Origin of the sequence: Solimonas fluminis, from assembly GCF_002930645.1 — a bacterium.
GTDB lineage: Bacteria > Pseudomonadota > Gammaproteobacteria > Nevskiales > Nevskiaceae > Solimonas_A > Solimonas_A fluminis.
Genome location: NZ_PSNW01000002.1, coordinates 305,644 through 323,505, shown reverse-complemented (window position 1 = coordinate 323,505; position 17,862 = coordinate 305,644). Strand labels below are relative to the sequence as shown.

Sequence of the window (17,862 nt, the reverse complement as noted above, 5' to 3'; positions counted from 1 at the left end):
TCCTTTACACGGTCCAAGGGGCGGCGCGGTTCGGCTTGATGCCGTAGATCTTGATCGCCTGCGAGACGCGCTCCGCCGGCACCTGCTTGCGCTCGGCCAGGGCCTTGAGCGCCTTGACCACGATCCAGCGGCGGTCCACCTCGAAGAAGTCGCGCAGGGCGGGGCGGTTGTCGCTGCGGCCGAAGCCGTCGGTTCCGAGTACGTGATAGGGCATCGGCACGTAGGGGCGGATCTGCTCGGCGTAGGCACGCACCCAGTCGGTGCTGGCGATGGCCGGGCCGCTCATGCCCTTGAGGCATTCCTCGACGTAGCTGAGCCTGGGCTTGGCGTCCGGGTGCAGCAGGTTCCAGCGCTCGGTCTCCATGCCGTCGCGCGCCAGCTCGGTGAAGCTGGGCACGCTCCAGACGTCCGCCGTCACGCCCCATTCCTCCTTCAGCAGCTCGGCGGCGGCGATCACCTCGCGCAGGATGCTGCCGGAGCCCAGCAGCTGCACGTGGCGCTCCGAGGGCTTCTCTTCCGAGCGCAGCAGGTACATGCCGCGGATGATGCCGTTCTCGATGCCGGCCGGCATCGGCGGATGCGTGTGGTTCTCGTTGTAGAGGCTGACGTAGTAGTAGTAGTCCTTCTGCTCGACGTACATCTCCTCCATGCCGTGCTGCAGGATCACCGCCAGCTCGTAGGCATAGGCCGGATCGTAGGAGCGGCAGTTGGGGATCACCGCGGAGTAGATGTGGCTATGGCCGTCCTCGTGCTGCAGGCCCTCGCCGTTGAGCGTGGTGCGCCCGGCGGTGGCGCCCAGCAGGAAGCCGCGGGCGCGCAGGTCGCCCGCCGCCCAGGCCAGGTCGCCGATGCGCTGGAAGCCGAACATCGAGTAGTAGATGTAGAAGGGCAGCAGCGGCGTGCCGTGGTTGGCGTAGGACGTCGCCGCGGCCACCCAGGACGACATGGCGCCGGCCTCGGTGATGCCTTCTTCCAGGATCTGGCCCTTGATGTCCTCCTTGTAGTACGCCAGCTGGTCCGCGTCTTCCGGCGCGTACTTCTGGCCCACCACCGAGTAGATGCCGAGCTGGCGGAACATGCCCTCCATGCCGAAGGTGCGCGCCTCGTCGGGGATGATCGGCACCACGCGCGGCCCCACGTTCTTGTCGCGCAGCAGCGTCTGCAGGAACTGCACGTAGGCCATGGTGGTGCTGATCTCGCGCTCGCCGGTTCCCTCCAGCAGGCGCTGGAAGCTGATCAGCGGCGGTATCTCCAGCTTGTCCTTGGTCGGGCGGCGCTGCGGCAGGTAGCCGCCCAGGGCTTCGCGGCGCTGCTTGAGGTACTGGATCTCGGGCGAGTCCTCGGCCGGGCGGTAGAAGGGGATGTCGGCGAGCAGATCGTCGGAGATGGGAATCTGGAAGCGGTCGCGGAACTTGCGCAGCGCGTCCTCTCCCATCTTCTTCTGCGAGTGCGTGATGTTCTGGCCCTCGCCGGCCTCGCCCATGCCATAGCCCTTCACGGTCTTGGCCAGGATCACGGTGGGCGAGCCCTGGTGTTTCACCGCCGCGGCGTAGGCGGCGAAGACCTTGTGCGGATCGTGGCCGCCGCGGTTCAGGCGCGCGACGTCGTCGTCCGACATGTTCTCGACCAGGCGCAGCGTCTCCGGCGTCTTGCCGAAGAAATGCTCGCGCGTGTACGCGCCGCCCTTGGCCTTGTAGTTCTGGTACTCGCCGTCCACCGTGGACTGCATGATCTCCAGCAGCTTGCCGCTGCGGTCCTGCGCCAGCAGCGCGTCCCAGGCCGCGCCCCAGACCACCTTGATCACGTTCCAGCCCGAGCCGCGGAAGATGCCCTCCAGTTCCTGGATGATCTTGCCGTTGCCGCGCACCGGCCCGTCGAGGCGCTGCAGGTTGCAGTTGACCACGAAGATCAGGTTGTCGAGCTTCTCGCGCTCGGCGATGTCGATGGCGCCCAGGCTCTCCGGCTCGTCCATCTCGCCGTCGCCGCAGAAGCACCAGACCTTGCGGCCGGTCATGTCGGCGATGCCGCGGTTGTGGAGGTACTTCATCAGCCGCGCCTGGTAGATCGCCATGATCGGGCCCAGGCCCATGCTGACGGTAGGCATCTGCCAGAAGTCCGGCATCAGCCAGGGATGCGGGTAGGACGACAGGCCCTTTTCCAGCGCCTCCATGCGGAAGCGCTTCAGGTCCTGCTCGGACAGGCGGCCCTCGAGGAAGGCGCGCGCATAGATGCCCGGCGTGACGTGGCCCTGGATGTAGACCAGGTCGCCGCCCTGCGGATGGTCGGGGCCCTTCCAGAAGTGGTTGAAGCCGACGTCGTAGAGCGTCGCGGACGAGGCGAAGCTGGCGATGTGGCCGCCGATGCCGGCGTGCTCGCGGTTGGCGTTGACCACCATGGCCATCGCGTTCCAGCGGATGATCGAGCGGATGCGCCATTCCAGCGCGTGGTCGCCGGGGGAGCGCTCCTCCAGCCCGGGCGGGATCGTGTTGAGGTAGGGCGTGTTGGCCGAGTACGGCAGGTACACGCCGCTGCGGCGCGCCTTCTGCTGCAGCGCCTCCAGCAGCTGGTGCGCCCGCTCCGGGCCGGCGTGCTTGAGCACCGCCTCCAGGGACTCCAGCCACTCGGCGGTTTCGAGGGCGTCGATGTCTTCGTTCTGTGCCACGGCCTGCTCCTCGCCTGCGTGGAATGTCTGTTTTACCGAATCGAGGGGACTGTAGACAGTGCCCCATGCATATGTCCAATATATGAATCAGGCACTTGCCATACTTCCTGCATATATCTCGTGGAACTGCGTCACCTGCGCTACTTCGTGGCCGTGGCCGAGGAGCTGCACTTCACCCGTGCGGCCTCGCGGCTCGGCATCGGCCAGCCGCCGCTGAGCCAGCAGATCCAGCAGCTGGAGCAGGAGCTGGGCCTGCCGCTGTTCCGGCGCCTGCCGCGCGGCGTCGCCCTGACCGAGGCGGGGCAGAGCTTCTTCGACGACGCCCGCGCGATCCTGGCCGGGGTCGAGCGCGCCAGCGCCCAGGCCCGGCGCGTGGCACGCGGCGAGCAGGGCCGGCTGCGCGTCGGCATGATCAACTCCGCGCCCTTCCATCCCTTTGTCCCCCGCGTGATCCGCGAGTTCGGCCAGCGCTATCCCGACGTGGCCCTGGCGATCGACGAGAACAGCACGCCGACCCTGGCCGCCGCGGTGCTGAACAACACCGCCGACATCGCTTTCGTGCGCCCCCTGCTGGGCGACAGCGCCGGCCTGGTCACCGAGCCCCTGTTCGACGAGGAGGTGCTGGTCGCGCTGCCGCAGGGCCATCCGCTGGCGCGCTTCCGCACGCTGTCGCTGTGGGCGCTGGCCTCGGAGAACTTCGTGCTGTTCCCGCGCTTGGTCGGCTCCGGCCTCTACGACGACATCATCGCCGCCTGCCGGCGCAGCGGCTTCAGCCCGCGCGTGACGCAGGAAGCCTCGCAGGTCACCTCCATCGTCAATCTCGTCGCGGCCGGCCTGGGCGTCTCCCTGGTGCCGGCGTCGATGCAGCAGATCAACTCCGAGGGCGTCACCTACCGCGCCATCGCCGGCGACGCGCCGAGCGCGCGCATGAGCCTGGTCTACCGCGAGGGCGAGGATTCGCCGACGGTGGCGAACATGGTGGCGCTGGCGCGCGAGCGGGTGAAGCGGAAGAGAGGAATGCCCAGTGGGCATTCTTCCCGCTGAACGTCCGGCCAGGGATGGCCGGGCCGGGGGTCGTTCAAGTAGCTGAAGTCCCGCCATGGATGGCGCTCCCACTTTTCGCGGCAGCTAACGGATTGCAGGAGCGGCTGTTGGCCGCGATGGGCCGTCGCGGCCAACAGCCGCTCCTGCATGCGTTGGCTAGATCAGCTTTTCGCCCCGCATCCACTCCAGCGAAGCCTCCAGCACCGGCTTCAACTCTTCCTGCGCCGCACCGCGCACATGCCCGCCGGGCTGTACCACCAGGTCCACCCGCGCGCCCGAGCGGCGCAGCGCGGTCTCCAGCGCCAGGCTGCTGGCGGCGGGAATGAAGTCGTCGCGCTCGGCGCGGATCAGCAGCACGCGCTGGCCCGGCTTCAGCGTGGCGGCCGCCTGCTCGATGCTGGGCAGGCCTAGCAGGGCATGCAGCAGCCGCGAGCTCATCCAGGCGCCCGCGCGGCCGAGCCAGCCAGCCTTGGGTTCCCAGCGCCGCGCGAACTGGTGCTGGATCACGCCTGGCAGGTCGGCAAAGCCATGCACCAGGATCACCGCGGGAAAGCCGGCGTCTGCCGCGGCCAACGTCGCAAAGGGAGCGCCGGCGCTCACGCCGACCAGGGTGATGCGCTGCGGATCCACGTCCGGCCGCTGGCGCAGTTGCCGGTGCAGCGCCGCCAGGCCCTCGCGTGTTTCGGCGATGCCGCGGCGCGTCTGCGGCACCAGGCGCGGGACCTCCGACACCCGCAGCTTGCGCGGCAGTTCCACGGGGTAGTCGAAGCCGGCCAGCAGCACAGGCCGGCCGGCGCTCACCAGGTCCAGCGCTCCGGCGCCGCGGCGGTAGCCGCCCAGCAGGATCACGGCGGGCAGTTTTGCTCCCGCCTGCGCCGGGCGCAGCAGGCGCACGTCCAGCGCGCGCCCGGAGGCCAGGTCCAGCGACAGGGTTTCCTCGACCGGAGCCGCCGAACCCAGGGAGGGCAGCAGCAGCGCGAGCGTCAGCAGCCAGCGCCGCGCCGCGATCATGGCCGGCTACCGGCGACCCGGCAGGGGGATTTCCTGCGGATCATGTCCCTGGGTGCGTAGCCAGTCGCGCAGCGCCAGGCCGGTCGCGGCCGGCCAGTAGGTGGCCTGCGCCGGCGGCACGCGGATGTACTCCGCCAGCTCGGCACCGAGCCTGATCTCGCCGTCGGCCACCACGTGGTAGGCGATGATGATCTGGTTCATGCGCTCGAAGCGGTAGTGGCCGATGAAGCTCGGCGCACGGCCCTGCAGGCCCAGCTCCTCCTCCACCTCGCGCACCACCGCCTCTTCCGGCGAGGGATCGCTGGCTTCCAGGAAGCCCGTGATCAGCGCGAAGAACTTGCCTGGCCAGGCAACGTTGCGCGCCAGGATCAGATCGTCGCCATGCTGCACCACGGCCGCGACCACGGGCGTCGGGTTGTTCCAGTGCACGAAGCCGCAGCCGGCGCCGCAGGCCAGGCGCGGCACGCCGTCATGGTCCTGCGAGGCCAGCGGCGCGCTGCACTGCGGGCAGAATCGGAATCCTCGGCTCATGTCGTTCCTTGCTTGATCGCGGCGTAGGTGCCGCTGGCTCGCGCCACTTCGCGCTCGCCGATACGGATGATGGTGCTGATCCCGATCCTCGCACGCCCGCGCTTCTGCAGCATCTGCAGGAAACGCGGCCACTCGGCCTCGGGCAGGCGGCTCTCGGCATGGAAGTCGGCCAGCGCCGGCTCCAGGTAGTCGCATTCGCTGCGCTGGACCATCAGCTTGGCACCGACGCCCGCCGCATCCAGCGCCTGCTGCACCAGCACCCAGCCGCTGAGGATCGCCAGCGTCGACAGTGCGCCGCCGAAGGCGCTGCCGTGGTGGTTGGCATTGGCCGCCAGCGGCGCCAGGATCTCCACGCGGCCCGGTTCCTGCACCAGCACGCGCACGTCCATCGCCGCCGTCAGCGGGATGCTGCGGTGGAGATAGGCCGTGGTCTCTTCGTTGTTCATGGCCGCGGATGATGCCGCCGCCAGGCCCAGAGGTACAACGCCCCGTTGAAGGCCAGCAGCACGGCCGCACCTGCCAGCTGCAGGCCGGGCGTCAGTCCCCCCGGGTAGATCAGCGGCAGCAGGTAATGGTCGATGAACCCGCCGTCGTAGCCCTGCAGGCCTGCCCGCTCGCGCAGCTGGTTCTCCAGCGGCGTCAACGGGCAGATGCCGTGCAGGGCCATGATGCCGGCGGCCCAGGCCAGCACCGGCAGGTGCAGCCAGCGCAGCCTCCAGCGCCAGGCCACCGCCAGCGCGCCGAGCACCGCGAACAGGATGAAACCGAAGTGGAAGGCGACGACGGCGTCGGCGAGCAGGGCGTAGATCATGCCGGCACCCGGCGCGGCCTGGGCGTCTTCGCCTGCCGGGTCTCTTCCAGCGCACCGGCGGCCGCTGCCTTGAGGATGCGCCGGAACGTCGGGCATTCCATGTGGCTGGGCGCCTTGCAGGCCGCCGCATGGCGCAGGCCGCGGCTCACGGCGCCCAGGCGGCGGATCGTCCGGTCCAGCTCGTCGGCCTTGCCCGCCAGCGCGCCGCGGTCGATGCGTGGGCGTCCGTCCGGCGCGAACATCCGCGCCATCTCCTCCAGCGAGAACCCGGCGGCGCGTCCCAGCGCCACCAGCGCCAGCCGGTCCAGCACTTCGGCACCGAATACGCGGCGCAGCCCGTGCCGGCCGATCGACGCGATCAGGCCTTTCTCTTCGTAGTAGCGCAGCGTCGAAGCCGCCAGGCCGGAACGCTGCGCCACCTCGGCGATATCCAGTTCACGCATCGCTTGACCTCAAGTCGGCTTGAAGTGGCAGATTGCCGCCCAACGCCCCTTCGGGCAAGCCCCAGGAGATTGCCGATGAACGACCTCATCCCGCCCGAGGAAGACCAGGCCGCGCTATGGAACGGCGCGGCCGGGCAAGCCTGGGTCGATGCCCAGGCCGTGCTCGACTACATGTTCCGACCCTTCGAGCAGCATCTCGCCGAACGCGTCGCGGCTTCGCCGGGCCCGGTGCTCGATGTCGGCTGCGGCACCGGCGCCACCACATTGGCCCTCGCGCGCCGCAGCGGCCACCCCTGCCTGGGCGTGGACCTCTCGGAGCCGATGATCGCCCTGGCGCGGAAACGCGCGGACCGCGAAATGCTGCCGGTGGAGTTCACCTGCGCCGACGCGCAGACCCATCCCTTCGAGCCCGGTGTTTTCGACAGGATCGTCTCGCGCTTCGGCGTGATGTTCTTCGGCGATCCCGTACAGGCCTTCTCCAACCTGCACCGCGCCGCGCGGCCCGGCGCCGGGCTCTGCCTGGTCGCCTGGCGCAGCGCCGCGGAGAATCCCTTCATGACCACCGCCGAGCGCGCGGCGGCTCCCTTGCTGCCGCAGCTCCCGCCGCGCAGGCCCGGTGCACCGGGGCAGTTCGCCTTCGCCGACCGCGAGCGCGTGCGGCGTATCCTGCAGGATAGCGGCTGGCGCGAGATCGACATCCGCCCGCTCGACCTCCGCTGCCGTTTTCCCGAACGCGACCTGATGCTGTACCTGACCCGCCTGGGCCCGGTGGGGCGCGTGCTGCAGGATCTGGAGGAGACGATGCGCAGACGCATCGTCGAGGTGGTGCGTGTCGCCTTCGAGCCCTACGTGCGGGGCGACACGGTGTGCTTCGACGCCGCCTGCTGGGAGGTCGGCGCCCGGGCCTGAAGGCCGTCAGCCGGGCGGCTTGAGCAGCCCGGCGGTGATGATGTCGGTGGCCAGCGTCACCATCTTGCGCAGCTGCTTCTCGTTCTTGCGCAGCCCGTCGGCGCGCCAGCCCAGGCTGATCATGCCGTTCCAGGCCGACCACAGGATCGTTGCCAGCTCCCGTGCGTTGGCCTTGCGCACCAGGCCGGCGTCGATGGCCTGCTGCAGCGCCTTCACCATGCGCGCGTTCTGCTCGTCCACGCGCCGCGCGATCTGCTCGTTGAGTTCCTGTCCGGCCGGATTGCGCCCCGGCTCGGGCGGAAAGGCCAGCAGGCGGAAGTAGTCGGGGTAGTCGAGGTAGAACTGCAGGTACTCGGCCGCGGCCGACTGCAGTTGCTCGACCGGTGAGCGCCGGTCGACGTAGGCGCGGTCCATGTACTGCCGGTCCACGTCCATGGCGCGCTCGGCCAGGGCCGCCTGCAGCCCCGCCTTGGAGCCGAAGTGGTTGTAGATCGAGGTCACCGCCACGCCGGCCTGGCGCGCGATCTCGGCGACCGACAGTTCGTCGATGGGCGTCTCGCGCAGGGCCGCTTCGGCGGCTTGCAGCAGGGCCTCGCGGGTTTGTGCGCGGCGGGGGTCGGGCTGGCGCTTGGCTGTGCTCATGCCGTCACGATATGCATTTTTTGTAATGTTTGCAAAAAGCCTTGCGGAATGCTTGAATAGATTTTGTAATCATTTCAAAAAATCATCCTTGAGCCTTGGAGCGACCCATGAGTGCATGCAGTGAATTCATCCAGTACGCGCTGGTCTTCGAGCAGGCCGCCGCCAGCGACCAGTGGTCGCTGCTGGAGCCCCTGTTCGCCGACGACGCCCTCCACGTGGTGCATGACGGCGGCCCCTTCGCCGGGGCGGATCGCGGCGCCGCGGCGGTGGTCGCCGGCCTGCGCCGCGTGGTGCTTGGCATCGACCGCCGCTTCGACGCCCGCATTCCCGAGATCATCGAAGGCCCGGAAGTGCGCGGCGAGGGCATCTGGATGCGCTTCCGCCTGCGCCTGCGCCGCGCCGGACTGCCGGACTTCGTGGTCGACGGCGAGCACCTGACCGTGCACCGCGGCGGCAAGATCGTCGAGTTCCACGAAACGCTGGCGCCCGGCCACGGCGAGCGCGCCACCGCCTACCTGCAGCAGCATGACGCCGCGCTGCACCCCGCCGGCTCGCCCTACCGCGCGCCGAGCTGCGCGCGCGACCTCAAGGACATCGAGACGGCGGTGCGCGGAATCTTCGTGCGCTGCTACGGCATGGCCAAGGGCAACGGCGACATCGCCGCCGCACTGTCGATCTGCCACCCGGACTTCGGCATCGACGCCGTGCCCTTCCGCATGGCCTCGCGCAACCGCAACGAGACCGCGCAGCAGCTCGGCCTGTTCTTCCATGCCTTCCCCGACTTCCGCCCGACCCTAGACGGCCTGGTGGCCGATACCAGCGGCGCCGCCTGCTGGGGCACGGTGCGCATGACGCACGGCGGCGACTTCCTCGGCATTCCCGCCAGCGGCAAGACCGCGAACCTGCCGTTCTTCTCCGCCTTCGAGTTCAAGGGCGGGCTGCTGCTGCGCGAGCGCTTCTTCATCGACCTCGCCATGCTCTGCGGCCAGACCGGCCTGCCCCTGCAGCAGGTCCTGCCGGTGCTCGAGATGCTGTCGGCCCAGACCGCGGCTGCCGCCGCCGCATGAAGACGGTCGACCTCCCATCCGGGCAGCTGGCCTACCGCGACGAGGGCCGCGGCCCGGTGCTGCTGATGCTGCACGGCACGCTGATCAACGGCGACACCTGGCGCGACGTGATCAGCCATCTGTCGCCGCGCTACCGCTGCATCGCGCCGGACCTGCCGCTCGGAGCCCAGGCCGTCGCGTTCCCCGATGGCGCCGACCTGTCGGCGCCGGGGATCGCCGCGCTGATCGAACAGTTCGCCGTGGAACTGGGGCTGGAGTCGTTCACGCTGGTCGGCAACGACACCGGCGGTGCCTATGCCCAGGTCTATGCAGCGCGATATCCCGCGCGCGTGTCGCGGTTGGTGCTGAGCAACTGCGATGCCCTGGAAGTGTTTCCGCCGAAGCACTTCGCGGCGCTGCAGGCCCGCGTCAACATCCCCGGCTACCTGTCGGTGATGGCGTTGCTGTTCCGCTCGCGCGCCTTCCTGCGCTCGTCGATGGCGCTGGGCCTGCTGTCGCATCGCCTGTCCGGCGAGGACATCCACCGGCGCTACGCGCGCCACTTCGTGGCCAGCGCCGCGGTGCGCCGCAATTTCCGCCGCGTGGTACGCGGCTGGTCGGCCGCGCATACGCTGCAGGCCGCCGAGTCGCTGGCGCGCTTCGAACGGCCGGTACTGCTGATCTGGGGAGTGGATGACCGGCTGCTGTTCCCGCTGTCGCTGGGTCAGCGCCTGGCCGCCGTGTTTCCCAACGCGCGCCTGGAAGTGGTGCCGCAGTCCATGACCTACGTGCATGAGGACCAGCCGGCGATCTTCGCCCGGCTGCTGGAGGGCTTCGTCGCCGCTTGAGGCGCCTTACTTGCCGATGCAGAAGCTCGAGAAGATCCGCCCCAGCAGGTCCTCGGTGGTGAAGCGCCCGGTGATCTCGCCCAGCGCCTCGTGCGCCAGGCGCAGTTCCTCGGCGGCGAGTTCCGGCATCGCGGATTCGCGCAGGCGTGCCTGCGCGTCGCCGGCCAGTGCGCGGGCACGGCGCAGGGCATCCACGTGGCGGCTGCGCGCGGAGAAGGCGCTCTCGCTCGCGTTCACTCCGGCGAAGCGGCGGATCTCGGCGAGCAGCAGTTCCAGGCCCGCGCCGCTGCCGGCGCTGAAGCGCAGGTGCCGGCGGCCGTCATGCTCGAAGACTTCCGGCTCGCGGCCGCTGAGGTCGCACTTGTTGTGCAGTACCCACACCGGCAGGCCCTGGGGCAGGCTCGCCAGCAATTGCTGGTCGGTGTCGTCGGCGCCGCTGCGGTCGTCGACCAGATAAAGGCCGAGTTCCGCGCTGGCCAGCGCCGCGCGCGCGCGGCGGATGCCCTCGCGTTCCACCAGGTCGTCGCTGTCGCGCAGGCCGGCGGTATCCACCACCGTCACCGGCAGGCCGTCGAGGTCCAGGTTCTCGCGCAGCACGTCGCGCGTGGTGCCGGCCACCGGCGTGACGATGGCCACCTCGGCGCCTGCGAGGCGGTTGAGCAGGGTGGACTTGCCGACGTTGGGCTGGCCGGTGAGCGCCACCACCAGGCCTTCGCGCAGGCGCCGGCCCTGGGCCGCGCCGGCCAGCAGGGCGTCGAGATCCGCAATCAGCTTTTCCAGGCGCGCGCGCAGCTGCGCATCGCCCAGCCAGTCCACGTCCTCGTCGGAGAAATCCAGCGCGCCTTCCACGAACACACGCAGCGCCACCAGCTCTTCGGCCAGCGCGTGGACCTGCTTCGACAGCGCGCCTTCCAGCGAGCGCTGCGCGGCGCGCGCGGCCTGCGCGGTGCCGGCGTCGATCAGGTCGGCCACGGCCTCGGCCTGCGCCAGGTCCATGCGGCCGTTGAGGAAGGCGCGCTCGGAGAACTCGCCGGGGCGCGCCACGCGCGCGCCGAGCTGGCAGGCGCGGCGCAGCAGCAGGTCCAGCACCACCGGGCCGCCGTGGCCCTGCAGCTCCACCACGTCTTCGCCGGTGTAGGACTGCGGTGCGGGAAAGCGCAGCACGATGCCCTCGTCCAGCGTGCTCGCGTCCGCGGCGCGGAAGGGACGCAGGCCGGCCTGGCGCGGCGGCGGCAAGGGTCCCGCGATCGCGGAGGCGATGGCCTGCGCCGCAGGGCCGGAGATCCGCAGGATGCCGACGCCGCCGCGTCCGGGAGCGGTGGCGATGGCGGCGATGGTGTCGGTGGCGGGGCTCATGCGGGCAAGCTTAGCGGCCCCCAAACGAAAAGTGGGAGCGACGCGAGTCGCGATCTTTTCCGGTTGAAAGATCGCGACTCGCGTCGCTCCCACTGGAGAATACGGCTTAGCGCTTCGCCTCGGCCTTGAGCGCTTCCTCGCGCTCCAGCTTGCGCGTGATGAACCACTGCTGCGCGATGCCGATCAGGTTCGAGGTCACCCAGTAGAGCACCAGGCCCGACTGGAAGAAGGCGAAGAACGCGGTCATGCCGATCGGCATGACGTTCATGATGCGCTGCTGCATCGGGTCCATCGCCGTGTTGCCCGAGAGCTTCTGCTGCACGAACATGGTGATGCCGAACAGCACCGGCAGCACGTAGAAGGGATCCGGCGCGGTCAGGTCGTTGAACCACAGCACCCAGTCGGCCTGGCGCAGCTCCACCGACTCCAGCAGCACCCAGTACAGCGCGATGAACACCGGGAACTGCACCAGCAGCGGCCAGCAGCCGGCCAGCGGGTTGAAGCCCTCCTTCTTGTAGAGGTCCATCATCGCCTTCTGCTGGCGCTCGCGGTCGTCGCCGTAGCGCTCCTTGATGTCCTGCAGCTTGGGCGCGAACTTCTTCATCTTCGCCATCGAGCGGTACTGCGCTTCCGACAGCTTGTACATCAGGCCCTTGACGATGATCGTCAGCAGGATGATGGCCCAGCCCCAGTTGCCGGTGAACTTGTGCAGCTTCTCCAGCAGCCAGAACAGCGGCTCGGAGATCGGCGTCAGGATGCCGTAGTCCACCGTCAGCTCCAGCCCCTTGGCGTGGCTGCCGATGCTGTCCTGCAGCTTGGGGCCGATGTACAGGCCGGTGTTGAACGTGGCCTGCTGGCCCGGCTCGATCTTCTGCGTGGCGCCGACGTATTGCGCCACGAAGCCGTGCTGCGGCGAAGGCTTGGCGCTGAGCGTCAGGGCTTCGCCCGGCGGCGGCAGGATGGCGGTGACGAAGTAGTGCTGCAGCATGGCGATCCAGCCGCCGTTCTGCTGCTTCTCCACCGGCTCCTTGGCCAGCTTTTCCAGCTTGGTCTTGGCAAAGCGGTAGCTGTCGCCGCCCGCTTCCTTCTGCTCGTAGAGGCCCACGCCGGTGAAGGTGGAGGCAAACGGCGGCTCGTCGCCGCTCTTGTACTCGGTGCGCGCGATGCGCACGTAGGGGCTGGCGTCCAGCGCCGCGGCGCCGGTGTTGCTCAGGCCCTGCTGCAGCTCGATCTGGTAGCTGCCGCGCTTGAAGCGGTAGGTCTTGGTGGCGGTCAGGCCGGCCTGCTGCGTCGTCAGCACCACGTCGAGATGGTCGCTGCCTTCCACCAGGCGGTAGTCGGCCTGCGGCGCGCTGTACATCGTCTTGTGCGTGACCAGCGCCGCCTGGCTGCCGGCCAGGCCGCTCTGCAGCACGTAGTAGCGCCCGTTGCGGTCGTCGAGCAGGGCGAAGTGCTCGTTCTGCCGGGTCTTGGAGACCGGGTAGCCCTTCAGCTCCACGCGGCGCAGCTCGGCGCCCTCGGTGGAGATCTCCGCAATGTAGAGGTCGGTCTCCACGCGGATGCGGCGGGCCGGGCCCGCGGTGACCGCGGCCGGAGCCGCATCGGTCACGGCCGCGCCGGGGGCGGCGGCGGCCGGCGCAGGCGCCGCGGTGGGCACGTCGTCGATGGCGGCAGCAGCGGTCGCCGCGGCCGGGGCCTGCGGCAGCGGCTTGGCGCCGTAGTCCTTCTGCCAGGCCTGGTAGATGAAGAACAGCACGACACCCAGCAGGGCGATCAGGATGAAACGGCGGTTTTCCATGTCGGGTCAGTGGTGCGGGCAGCGGCAGGAATCCTGCGGCGGCGCGCCAAGATGTTCGGGAACGGGATCGTAGCCGCCGGGATTCAGGGGATGGCAGCGCACGAGGCGGCGTAAGCCTAGCCAGCCGCCGCGCCAAAAGCCATGGCGGCGGATCGCTTCGGCGGTGTAGTGGGAGCAGCTGGGGTAAAAACGGCAGCGCGGCCCCAGCAGCGGGCTGATGAAGAGCTGGTAGCAGCGGATCAGGAAGAGGCTGAGGGTGCGCATTTGGCCACCACGCGGCTCCAGAGCCGGTCGAGGACGTCGCTGAGCTGCTCGGGCGTCGCCTGCAGGCAGCCCCCCTTGGCCAGGATCACGATATCCACGGCCGGAAGGGCATTGCGCCGGATCCGGAAGCTTTCACGGATCTGGCGCTTGATGCGGTTGCGGTCCACCGCGCGCGGTACCGCCTTCTTGGGTACCGCCAGTCCCAGCCGGGACTCGGGGTCCCCGCTGGAAACGACCAGCGCGGTCAGCCACTTTTCGTTGAGGCGGCTGCCGCGCTCAAAAGCCGCCTTGAACTCGCCGGGCTTCTGCAGGCGGGCGCGCCGCGGAAAGCGCGCCGTCATCGACCGATCCTTACGGGATCAGGCGCTTGCGGCCCTTGGCGCGGCGGCGCGAGATGACCTTGCGGCCACCGACGGTCGCCATGCGGGCGCGGAAGCCGTGCGTGCGGGCGCGACGCAGTTTCTTCGGCTGGAAAGTACGCTTGGTTGCCATGACATCACCCTGAAAACGTGTGTTGATGCAAAAGGGCGCGGATTTTATCCGCAGGCAGGGACTTAGAGCAAGCCGCAGGACCGCGGGAGGCTGTGGATAAGTCGTTTCCGAACGGGTAGACTGCCTGCCCGGCGCTAGAAAGACGCCCTCATACTAATTATTAGAAGCGAGATGCATTCTTCGGAAGAACTGTGGACGCAGTGCGTGCGCTGGCTCGAGGCCGAACTGCCCGACAAGGACATCGCGACCTGGATCCGGCCGCTGCACCCCATCGCCTCGCGCGAGCGGCTGCTGCTGCTGGCGCCCAACCGCATCGTCCTGGATCGCGTACGCCAGGACTTCCTCGGCACCATCCGCCGGGCCGTGCGCGCCAGTTCCGGCGAGACCCTGCCGGAAGTCGAGCTGGCCGTCGGCAGCGCCGAGGTGCGCGCCCCCGCCGGCCCGCCGAGTACCCCGGCCGCCGGCCCCGAACCGGTACTGGCCCCGGCCGCCCCGGACGAGCCGCCGATGGGCAATGCCCCCAAGCTGGATTCGCGCTTCACCTTCGCGAACTTCATCGAGGGCAAGTCCAACTCCCAGGCGCGGGCCGCGGCGCAATACGTGGCCGAGTCGCCGGGCGGGGCCTATAACCCGCTCCTGATCTATGGACCGACCGGGCTGGGCAAGACCCACCTGATGCATTCCATCGGCAACGAGATCCAGCGGCGCAACCCGCAGGCCCGCGTCGCCTACCTGTTCGCCGAGCAGTGGATGAGCCAGTACGTCACCGGGGTGCGCCACGGCCGCTGGGACGACATCAAGTCCTACTACCGCTCCGTCGACGCCCTGCTGATCGACGACATCCAGTTCTTCGCCTACAAGGAGAAGACGCAGGAAGAGTTCTTCCATGCCTTCAACTCCCTGATCGACAGCCGCAAGCAGATCGTGCTGACCTGCGACCGCTATCCCAAGGACGTGGACGGCATCGACGACCGCCTGAAGTCGCGCTTCACCTGGGGCCTGTCCGTGGCGGTGGAAACGCCGGACCTGGAAACCCGCATCGCGATCCTGCAGAGCAAGGCCGAGCAGAGCCACGACCTCAAGCTGCCGGACGACGTGGCGATCTTCGTCGCCCAGCGCGTGCGCTCCAGCGTGCGCGACCTGGAAGGCGCGCTGCACCGCCTGGCCGCCAGCGCCCGCTTCCGCGGCGAGCCGCTGACCACCGATTTCGCCCGCACCACGCTCAAGGACATGCTGGCCGCCTACGAGCGCCAGGTGACCATCGAGAACATCAAGCGCAAGGTGGCGGACTACTACAACATCCGCGTCTCCGACCTGTCCTCGCCGCGCCGCACCCGCACGCTGGCGCGACCGCGCCAGATCGCGATGGCCCTGGCCAAGGAGCTGACCCAGCACAGCCTGCCGGAGATCGGCGAATCCTTCGGCAAGGACCACACCACCGTGCTGCACGCCTGCCGCAAGGTGGCGGAACTGCGCGAACAGGACCTGAAGATCCGCGAGGACTACGAGAACCTGCAGCGCCAGCTCGGTTTCTGAGGGAGGCGGGCAGGGGATTTCGGGAGGAAGAACAAGCTGTGGACGGAGTGCATGGCAAGGCTTCGGAAAACGCTTGCAAGAAGCTGTGGATAAATTAAGCTCAAGGTTTATCCACAGTTCATCCGAAGGCCGGCAGCCCGTCTGTCCAGTCCCGGAAACCGGTTTCAAGCGATTGATGCGCAAGCATTAGTCGGAAGTTATCACCAGCGGCAGGCGGTCCTTGTTGTTATTGTTTTTACATCATTAATCAATCTACATATTAATAAGGTGATGTCATGAAACTCCAAGTGGGGAGAAACGAGCTGCTCGCAGCGCTCTCTGCGGTGATCGGCGTGGTCGAGCGTCGGCAGACCCTGCCGGTGCTCTCCAACTTCCTGATGGAAACGCGGGAAGACGAACTGATCGTCACCGGCACCGACCTGGAGATCGAGCTCGAAGCCCGCGCCCGCGTGCAGAACCTGGCGCCCGGCCGTGCCACCCTCCCGGCCCGCAAGCTCTTCGACATCTGCCGCGGCTTGCCGGAAGGCGCCGAGATCTCGCTGGACGTCTCCGGCGACAAGGCCACCCTCAAGTCGGGCCGCAGCCGCTACTCGCTGTCCTGCCTCAAGGCCGACGAATTCCCGGCCATGGGACGCCTGGCCGAAGGCCGCGAGCTGGTGATCCCGCGCCGCGCCCTGCGCACGCTGATCGAGCGCACCCAGTTCGCCATGGCGCAGCAGGACGTCCGCTACTACCTCAACGGCCTGCTGCTGGAAGTCACCGCCAAGCGTGTGCGCTGCGTGGCCACCGACGGCCATCGCCTGGCGATGAGCGAGGCGGGCCTGGACACCGGCTTCAAGGACAACCTGCAGGTCATCGTGCCGCGCAAGGCCGTGCTGGAACTGACCCGCCTGCTGGACCCCAGCGACGAGTCCGTCACGGTGAAGATCGGCGCCGGCCAGATCCAGGTCGACGTCGACGTGGTCCGCATGACCTCCAAGCTCATCGACGGACGCTTCCCGGACTACGAGCGCGTGATCCCCGAGTCCGGCGACAAGAAGCTGCAGGCCGACCGCGAGCTGGTGAAGCGCGCCCTGGCCCGTACGGCGATCCTGTCCAACGAGAAGTTCCGCGGCGTGCGCCTCAACCTGGACGGCAGCAAGCTGGTCCTGCAGACGCACAACCCCGAGCACGAAGAGGCCGAGGAAGACCTGGAAGTCAGCTACCAGGGTTCCGCCCTGGAGATCGGCTTCAACGTGAACTACCTGCTCGACGCCCTGGGCGCCCTGAGCGGCGAGCAGTTCGTGATGGAGCTGAAGAACTCCGACTCCTCCGGCCTGATCCATGCGGCCGACGACTCGTCCGCCAAGTACGTCGTGATGCCGATGCGCCTCTAAGGCATGCCGCATCTCGCCCAGGTCGGGGCGGAAAACTTCCGGGTGTTCGAAACCTTGAGCCTGCGGTTCCACCGCAGGCTCAATTTCGTTTATGGGGACAATGCCGCCGGCAAGACCACGCTGCTGGAACTGGTGCATGTCCTCAGCCGCGGCCGGTCCTTCCGCGGCAGCAGCCTGCAGGACTGCGCCGGTCCCGCCGGCAAGCATTGGCGCCTGCGCGGGCGCTACCAGGAGCAGGGCGAAGCACTGCCCGTGGTCGTGGATGCCGCCTGGGCCCAGGGCGAGTTGGCCCAGAAGCGGGCAGGGCAGGCGGCCAGCCGCCTGGAACTACTCCGTGAATATCCTGTGCAAATCCTTGAACCAGGCTTGCATAAGTTGTTGCAGGACGGTCCCAGCTATCGCCGGGGCTTCCTCGACTGGGGTGTGTTCCACGTGGAACATGGCTTCCATCCGGCCTGGAGGCGCTACAGCCGGGCCCTGAGGCAGCGCAACCTGGCTCTGCGCCAACGCGCGCCGGACCGCGAGCTGGAGCCCTGGACCGCGGAACTGGCGCAGTCCGGCGAACAGGTCCACGCCTACCGCCTGGCGCAGCTCGAAGCCCTGCGTCCTTATATGGAACGCCTGGTGCCGCGCCTGTTGGATACGGACGACTGGTCCCTGGACCTGCAGGCGGGGTGGACGGCCGGGCAGAGCCTTCGCCAGACCCTGGATGCCCACCTGGCCCGGGACCGGCAGCAGGGCCTGACCCAGGATGGACCCCAGCGGGCCGAGTTGCGCCTGCGCCTGTTCCAGCGCCAGACCAAGACCCTGGTCAGCCGCGGCCAGCAGAAGCAGCTGATCGCCGCCCTGCTGCTGAGCCAGTGCGAGCTGATCTGTGAAACCACTGGCAGCGCCCCCATTCTGCTTGTGGATGATTTTGGATCGGAACTGGGCGAGGACTACCAGAAGCGCCTGTTCCAGACCCTCCGGGACTATCCCGGGCAGCTCTTCATCACCAGCTTCGCCCCGGCCGGCGTGCTGGAAAACATCGGGGAGGGGGCCATGTTCCACGTGGAACATGGCCGCTGCAGGGCGGTTTCTCCCTAGTCTCCGG

19 protein-coding genes are annotated in these 17,862 nt (G+C 68.7%); 7 read left to right on the top strand and 12 right to left on the bottom strand.

Annotation, left to right across the window (positions count from 1 at the left end):
• Nucleotides 1–4: 4 nt before the first annotated feature.
• The gene (aceE, locus tag C3942_RS05295) at nt 5–2,662 is read right to left on the bottom strand and encodes a pyruvate dehydrogenase (acetyl-transferring), homodimeric type (protein WP_104229319.1); all 2,658 of its coding nucleotides are present in this window, start codon (nt 2,660–2,662) and stop codon (nt 5–7) included.
• A 120-nt stretch (nt 2,663–2,782) separates the two neighbouring features.
• Here aceE and C3942_RS05290 point away from each other — a divergent pair, with 120 nt between their 5' ends.
• Complete coding sequence (locus C3942_RS05290; protein WP_104229318.1) at nt 2,783–3,706, top strand: LysR family transcriptional regulator; 924 nt, start codon at nt 2,783–2,785, stop codon at nt 3,704–3,706.
• 156 nt (nt 3,707–3,862) lie between these two features.
• Here the strand turns inward: C3942_RS05290 and C3942_RS05285 are convergent, their stop codons facing one another.
• The 5 genes from C3942_RS05285 to C3942_RS05265 are packed head-to-tail and all read right to left on the bottom strand — an operon-like array spanning nt 3,863 to nt 6,502.
• Complete coding sequence (locus C3942_RS05285; protein ID WP_104229317.1) at nt 3,863–4,717, bottom strand: alpha/beta hydrolase family protein; 855 nt, start codon at nt 4,715–4,717, stop codon at nt 3,863–3,865.
• Between the two features lie 6 nt (nt 4,718–4,723).
• The gene (locus C3942_RS05280) at nt 4,724–5,248 is read right to left on the bottom strand and encodes an NUDIX domain-containing protein (RefSeq protein ID WP_104229316.1); all 525 of its coding nucleotides are present in this window, start codon (nt 5,246–5,248) and stop codon (nt 4,724–4,726) included.
• Complete coding sequence (locus C3942_RS05275) at nt 5,245–5,694, bottom strand: YiiD C-terminal domain-containing protein (protein ID WP_104229315.1); 450 nt, start codon at nt 5,692–5,694, stop codon at nt 5,245–5,247. Before C3942_RS05275 ends, C3942_RS05280 begins: the two co-directional genes overlap by 4 nt.
• Nucleotides 5,691–6,059, bottom strand: coding sequence for a DUF2784 domain-containing protein (locus tag C3942_RS05270; protein ID WP_104229314.1), 369 nt, complete (start codon nt 6,057–6,059; stop codon nt 5,691–5,693). Before C3942_RS05270 ends, C3942_RS05275 begins: the two co-directional genes overlap by 4 nt.
• On the bottom strand, nt 6,056–6,502 hold the full coding sequence (locus C3942_RS05265; RefSeq protein ID WP_104229313.1) for a helix-turn-helix domain-containing protein: 447 nt from the start codon (nt 6,500–6,502) through the stop codon (nt 6,056–6,058). The genes C3942_RS05270 and C3942_RS05265 overlap by 4 nt, the downstream gene beginning before the upstream one ends.
• A 75-nt stretch (nt 6,503–6,577) precedes the next feature.
• Here C3942_RS05265 and C3942_RS05260 point away from each other — a divergent pair, with 75 nt between their 5' ends.
• Nucleotides 6,578–7,411, top strand: a complete 834-nt coding sequence (locus tag C3942_RS05260; RefSeq protein ID WP_104229312.1) for a class I SAM-dependent methyltransferase — start codon at nt 6,578–6,580, stop codon at nt 7,409–7,411.
• Nucleotides 7,412–7,417: 6 nt separating this feature from the next.
• On the opposite strand, the gene C3942_RS05255 is transcribed toward C3942_RS05260, so the two are convergent.
• Complete coding sequence (locus C3942_RS05255) at nt 7,418–8,053, bottom strand: TetR/AcrR family transcriptional regulator (RefSeq protein ID WP_104229311.1); 636 nt, start codon at nt 8,051–8,053, stop codon at nt 7,418–7,420.
• A gap of 107 nt (nt 8,054–8,160) precedes the next feature.
• On the opposite strand from C3942_RS05255, the gene C3942_RS05250 reads away from it, so the two are divergent.
• Together C3942_RS05250 and C3942_RS05245 are read left to right on the top strand one after the other, a co-directional pair.
• Nucleotides 8,161–9,120, top strand: coding sequence for an ester cyclase (locus C3942_RS05250; protein WP_104229310.1), 960 nt, complete (start codon nt 8,161–8,163; stop codon nt 9,118–9,120).
• Entirely contained in the window at nt 9,117–9,947 is an 831-nt protein-coding gene (locus C3942_RS05245) for an alpha/beta fold hydrolase (RefSeq protein ID WP_104229309.1), read from the top strand. The genes C3942_RS05250 and C3942_RS05245 overlap by 4 nt, the downstream gene beginning before the upstream one ends.
• Nucleotides 9,948–9,953: 6 nt before the next feature.
• Here the strand turns inward: C3942_RS05245 and mnmE are convergent, their stop codons facing one another.
• The 5 genes from mnmE to rpmH all read right to left on the bottom strand — a co-directional run bounded on the left by mnmE (nt 9,954) and on the right by rpmH (nt 13,857).
• A complete protein-coding gene (mnmE, locus tag C3942_RS05240; protein ID WP_104229308.1) occupies nt 9,954–11,303 on the bottom strand; it encodes a tRNA uridine-5-carboxymethylaminomethyl(34) synthesis GTPase MnmE in 1,350 nt (449 codons plus the stop codon).
• Nucleotides 11,304–11,409: 106 nt separating this feature from the next.
• Complete coding sequence (yidC, locus tag C3942_RS05235) at nt 11,410–13,101, bottom strand: membrane protein insertase YidC (protein ID WP_104229307.1); 1,692 nt, start codon at nt 13,099–13,101, stop codon at nt 11,410–11,412.
• A gap of 6 nt (nt 13,102–13,107) precedes the next feature.
• The gene (yidD, locus tag C3942_RS05230; protein WP_104229306.1) at nt 13,108–13,365 is read right to left on the bottom strand and encodes a membrane protein insertion efficiency factor YidD; all 258 of its coding nucleotides are present in this window, start codon (nt 13,363–13,365) and stop codon (nt 13,108–13,110) included.
• Nucleotides 13,341–13,706 carry a ribonuclease P protein component gene (gene rnpA / locus C3942_RS05225; protein ID WP_104229305.1) on the bottom strand — a complete coding sequence of 122 codons (366 nt, stop codon included), beginning with the start codon at nt 13,704–13,706 and terminating at the stop codon, nt 13,341–13,343. The genes yidD and rnpA overlap by 25 nt, the downstream gene beginning before the upstream one ends.
• A 10-nt stretch (nt 13,707–13,716) precedes the next feature.
• The gene (gene rpmH, locus C3942_RS05220; RefSeq protein ID WP_104229304.1) at nt 13,717–13,857 is read right to left on the bottom strand and encodes a 50S ribosomal protein L34; all 141 of its coding nucleotides are present in this window, start codon (nt 13,855–13,857) and stop codon (nt 13,717–13,719) included.
• Between the two features lie 171 nt (nt 13,858–14,028).
• On the opposite strand from rpmH, the gene dnaA reads away from it, so the two are divergent.
• The 3 genes from dnaA (at nt 14,029) to recF (ending at nt 17,855) form a co-directional block, all read left to right on the top strand.
• Nucleotides 14,029–15,393: a chromosomal replication initiator protein DnaA gene (gene dnaA / locus C3942_RS05215; protein WP_104229303.1), complete on the top strand. Its 1,365-nt coding sequence runs from the start codon at nt 14,029–14,031 to the stop codon at nt 15,391–15,393.
• Nucleotides 15,394–15,668: 275 nt separating this feature from the next.
• Entirely contained in the window at nt 15,669–16,769 is a 1,101-nt protein-coding gene (dnaN, locus tag C3942_RS05210; RefSeq protein ID WP_104229302.1) for a DNA polymerase III subunit beta, read from the top strand.
• A gap of 3 nt (nt 16,770–16,772) precedes the next feature.
• Nucleotides 16,773–17,855 (top strand): DNA replication/repair protein RecF, encoded by a 1,083-nt coding sequence (gene recF / locus C3942_RS05205; RefSeq protein ID WP_104229301.1) that lies wholly within the window; start codon nt 16,773–16,775, stop codon nt 17,853–17,855.
• Nucleotides 17,856–17,862: the final 7 nt, after the last annotated feature.

Bases quoted from the DNA above. Each gene is read 5' to 3' on its own strand.
- C3942_RS05285 (WP_104229317.1), bottom strand. From the start codon at position 4,717: ATGATCGCGGCGCGGCGCTGGCTGCTGACGCTCGCGCTGCTGCTGCCC.
- C3942_RS05280 (WP_104229316.1), bottom strand. From the start codon at position 5,248: ATGAGCCGAGGATTCCGATTCTGCCCGCAGTGCAGCGCGCCGCTGGCC.
- C3942_RS05275 (WP_104229315.1), bottom strand. From the start codon at position 5,694: ATGAACAACGAAGAGACCACGGCCTATCTCCACCGCAGCATCCCGCTG.
- C3942_RS05270 (WP_104229314.1), bottom strand. From the start codon at position 6,059: ATGATCTACGCCCTGCTCGCCGACGCCGTCGTCGCCTTCCACTTCGGT.
- C3942_RS05265 (WP_104229313.1), bottom strand. From the start codon at position 6,502: ATGCGTGAACTGGATATCGCCGAGGTGGCGCAGCGTTCCGGCCTGGCG.
- C3942_RS05260 (WP_104229312.1), top strand. From the start codon at position 6,578: ATGAACGACCTCATCCCGCCCGAGGAAGACCAGGCCGCGCTATGGAAC.
- C3942_RS05255 (WP_104229311.1), bottom strand. From the start codon at position 8,053: ATGAGCACAGCCAAGCGCCAGCCCGACCCCCGCCGCGCACAAACCCGC.
- C3942_RS05250 (WP_104229310.1), top strand. From the start codon at position 8,161: ATGAGTGCATGCAGTGAATTCATCCAGTACGCGCTGGTCTTCGAGCAG.
- C3942_RS05245 (WP_104229309.1), top strand. From the start codon at position 9,117: ATGAAGACGGTCGACCTCCCATCCGGGCAGCTGGCCTACCGCGACGAG.
- mnmE (WP_104229308.1), bottom strand. From the start codon at position 11,303: ATGAGCCCCGCCACCGACACCATCGCCGCCATCGCCACCGCTCCCGGA.
- yidC (WP_104229307.1), bottom strand. From the start codon at position 13,101: ATGGAAAACCGCCGTTTCATCCTGATCGCCCTGCTGGGTGTCGTGCTG.
- yidD (WP_104229306.1), bottom strand. From the start codon at position 13,365: ATGCGCACCCTCAGCCTCTTCCTGATCCGCTGCTACCAGCTCTTCATC.
- rnpA (WP_104229305.1), bottom strand. From the start codon at position 13,706: ATGACGGCGCGCTTTCCGCGGCGCGCCCGCCTGCAGAAGCCCGGCGAG.
- rpmH (WP_104229304.1), bottom strand. From the start codon at position 13,857: ATGGCAACCAAGCGTACTTTCCAGCCGAAGAAACTGCGTCGCGCCCGC.
- dnaA (WP_104229303.1), top strand. From the start codon at position 14,029: ATGCATTCTTCGGAAGAACTGTGGACGCAGTGCGTGCGCTGGCTCGAG.
- dnaN (WP_104229302.1), top strand. From the start codon at position 15,669: ATGAAACTCCAAGTGGGGAGAAACGAGCTGCTCGCAGCGCTCTCTGCG.
- recF (WP_104229301.1), top strand. From the start codon at position 16,773: ATGCCGCATCTCGCCCAGGTCGGGGCGGAAAACTTCCGGGTGTTCGAA.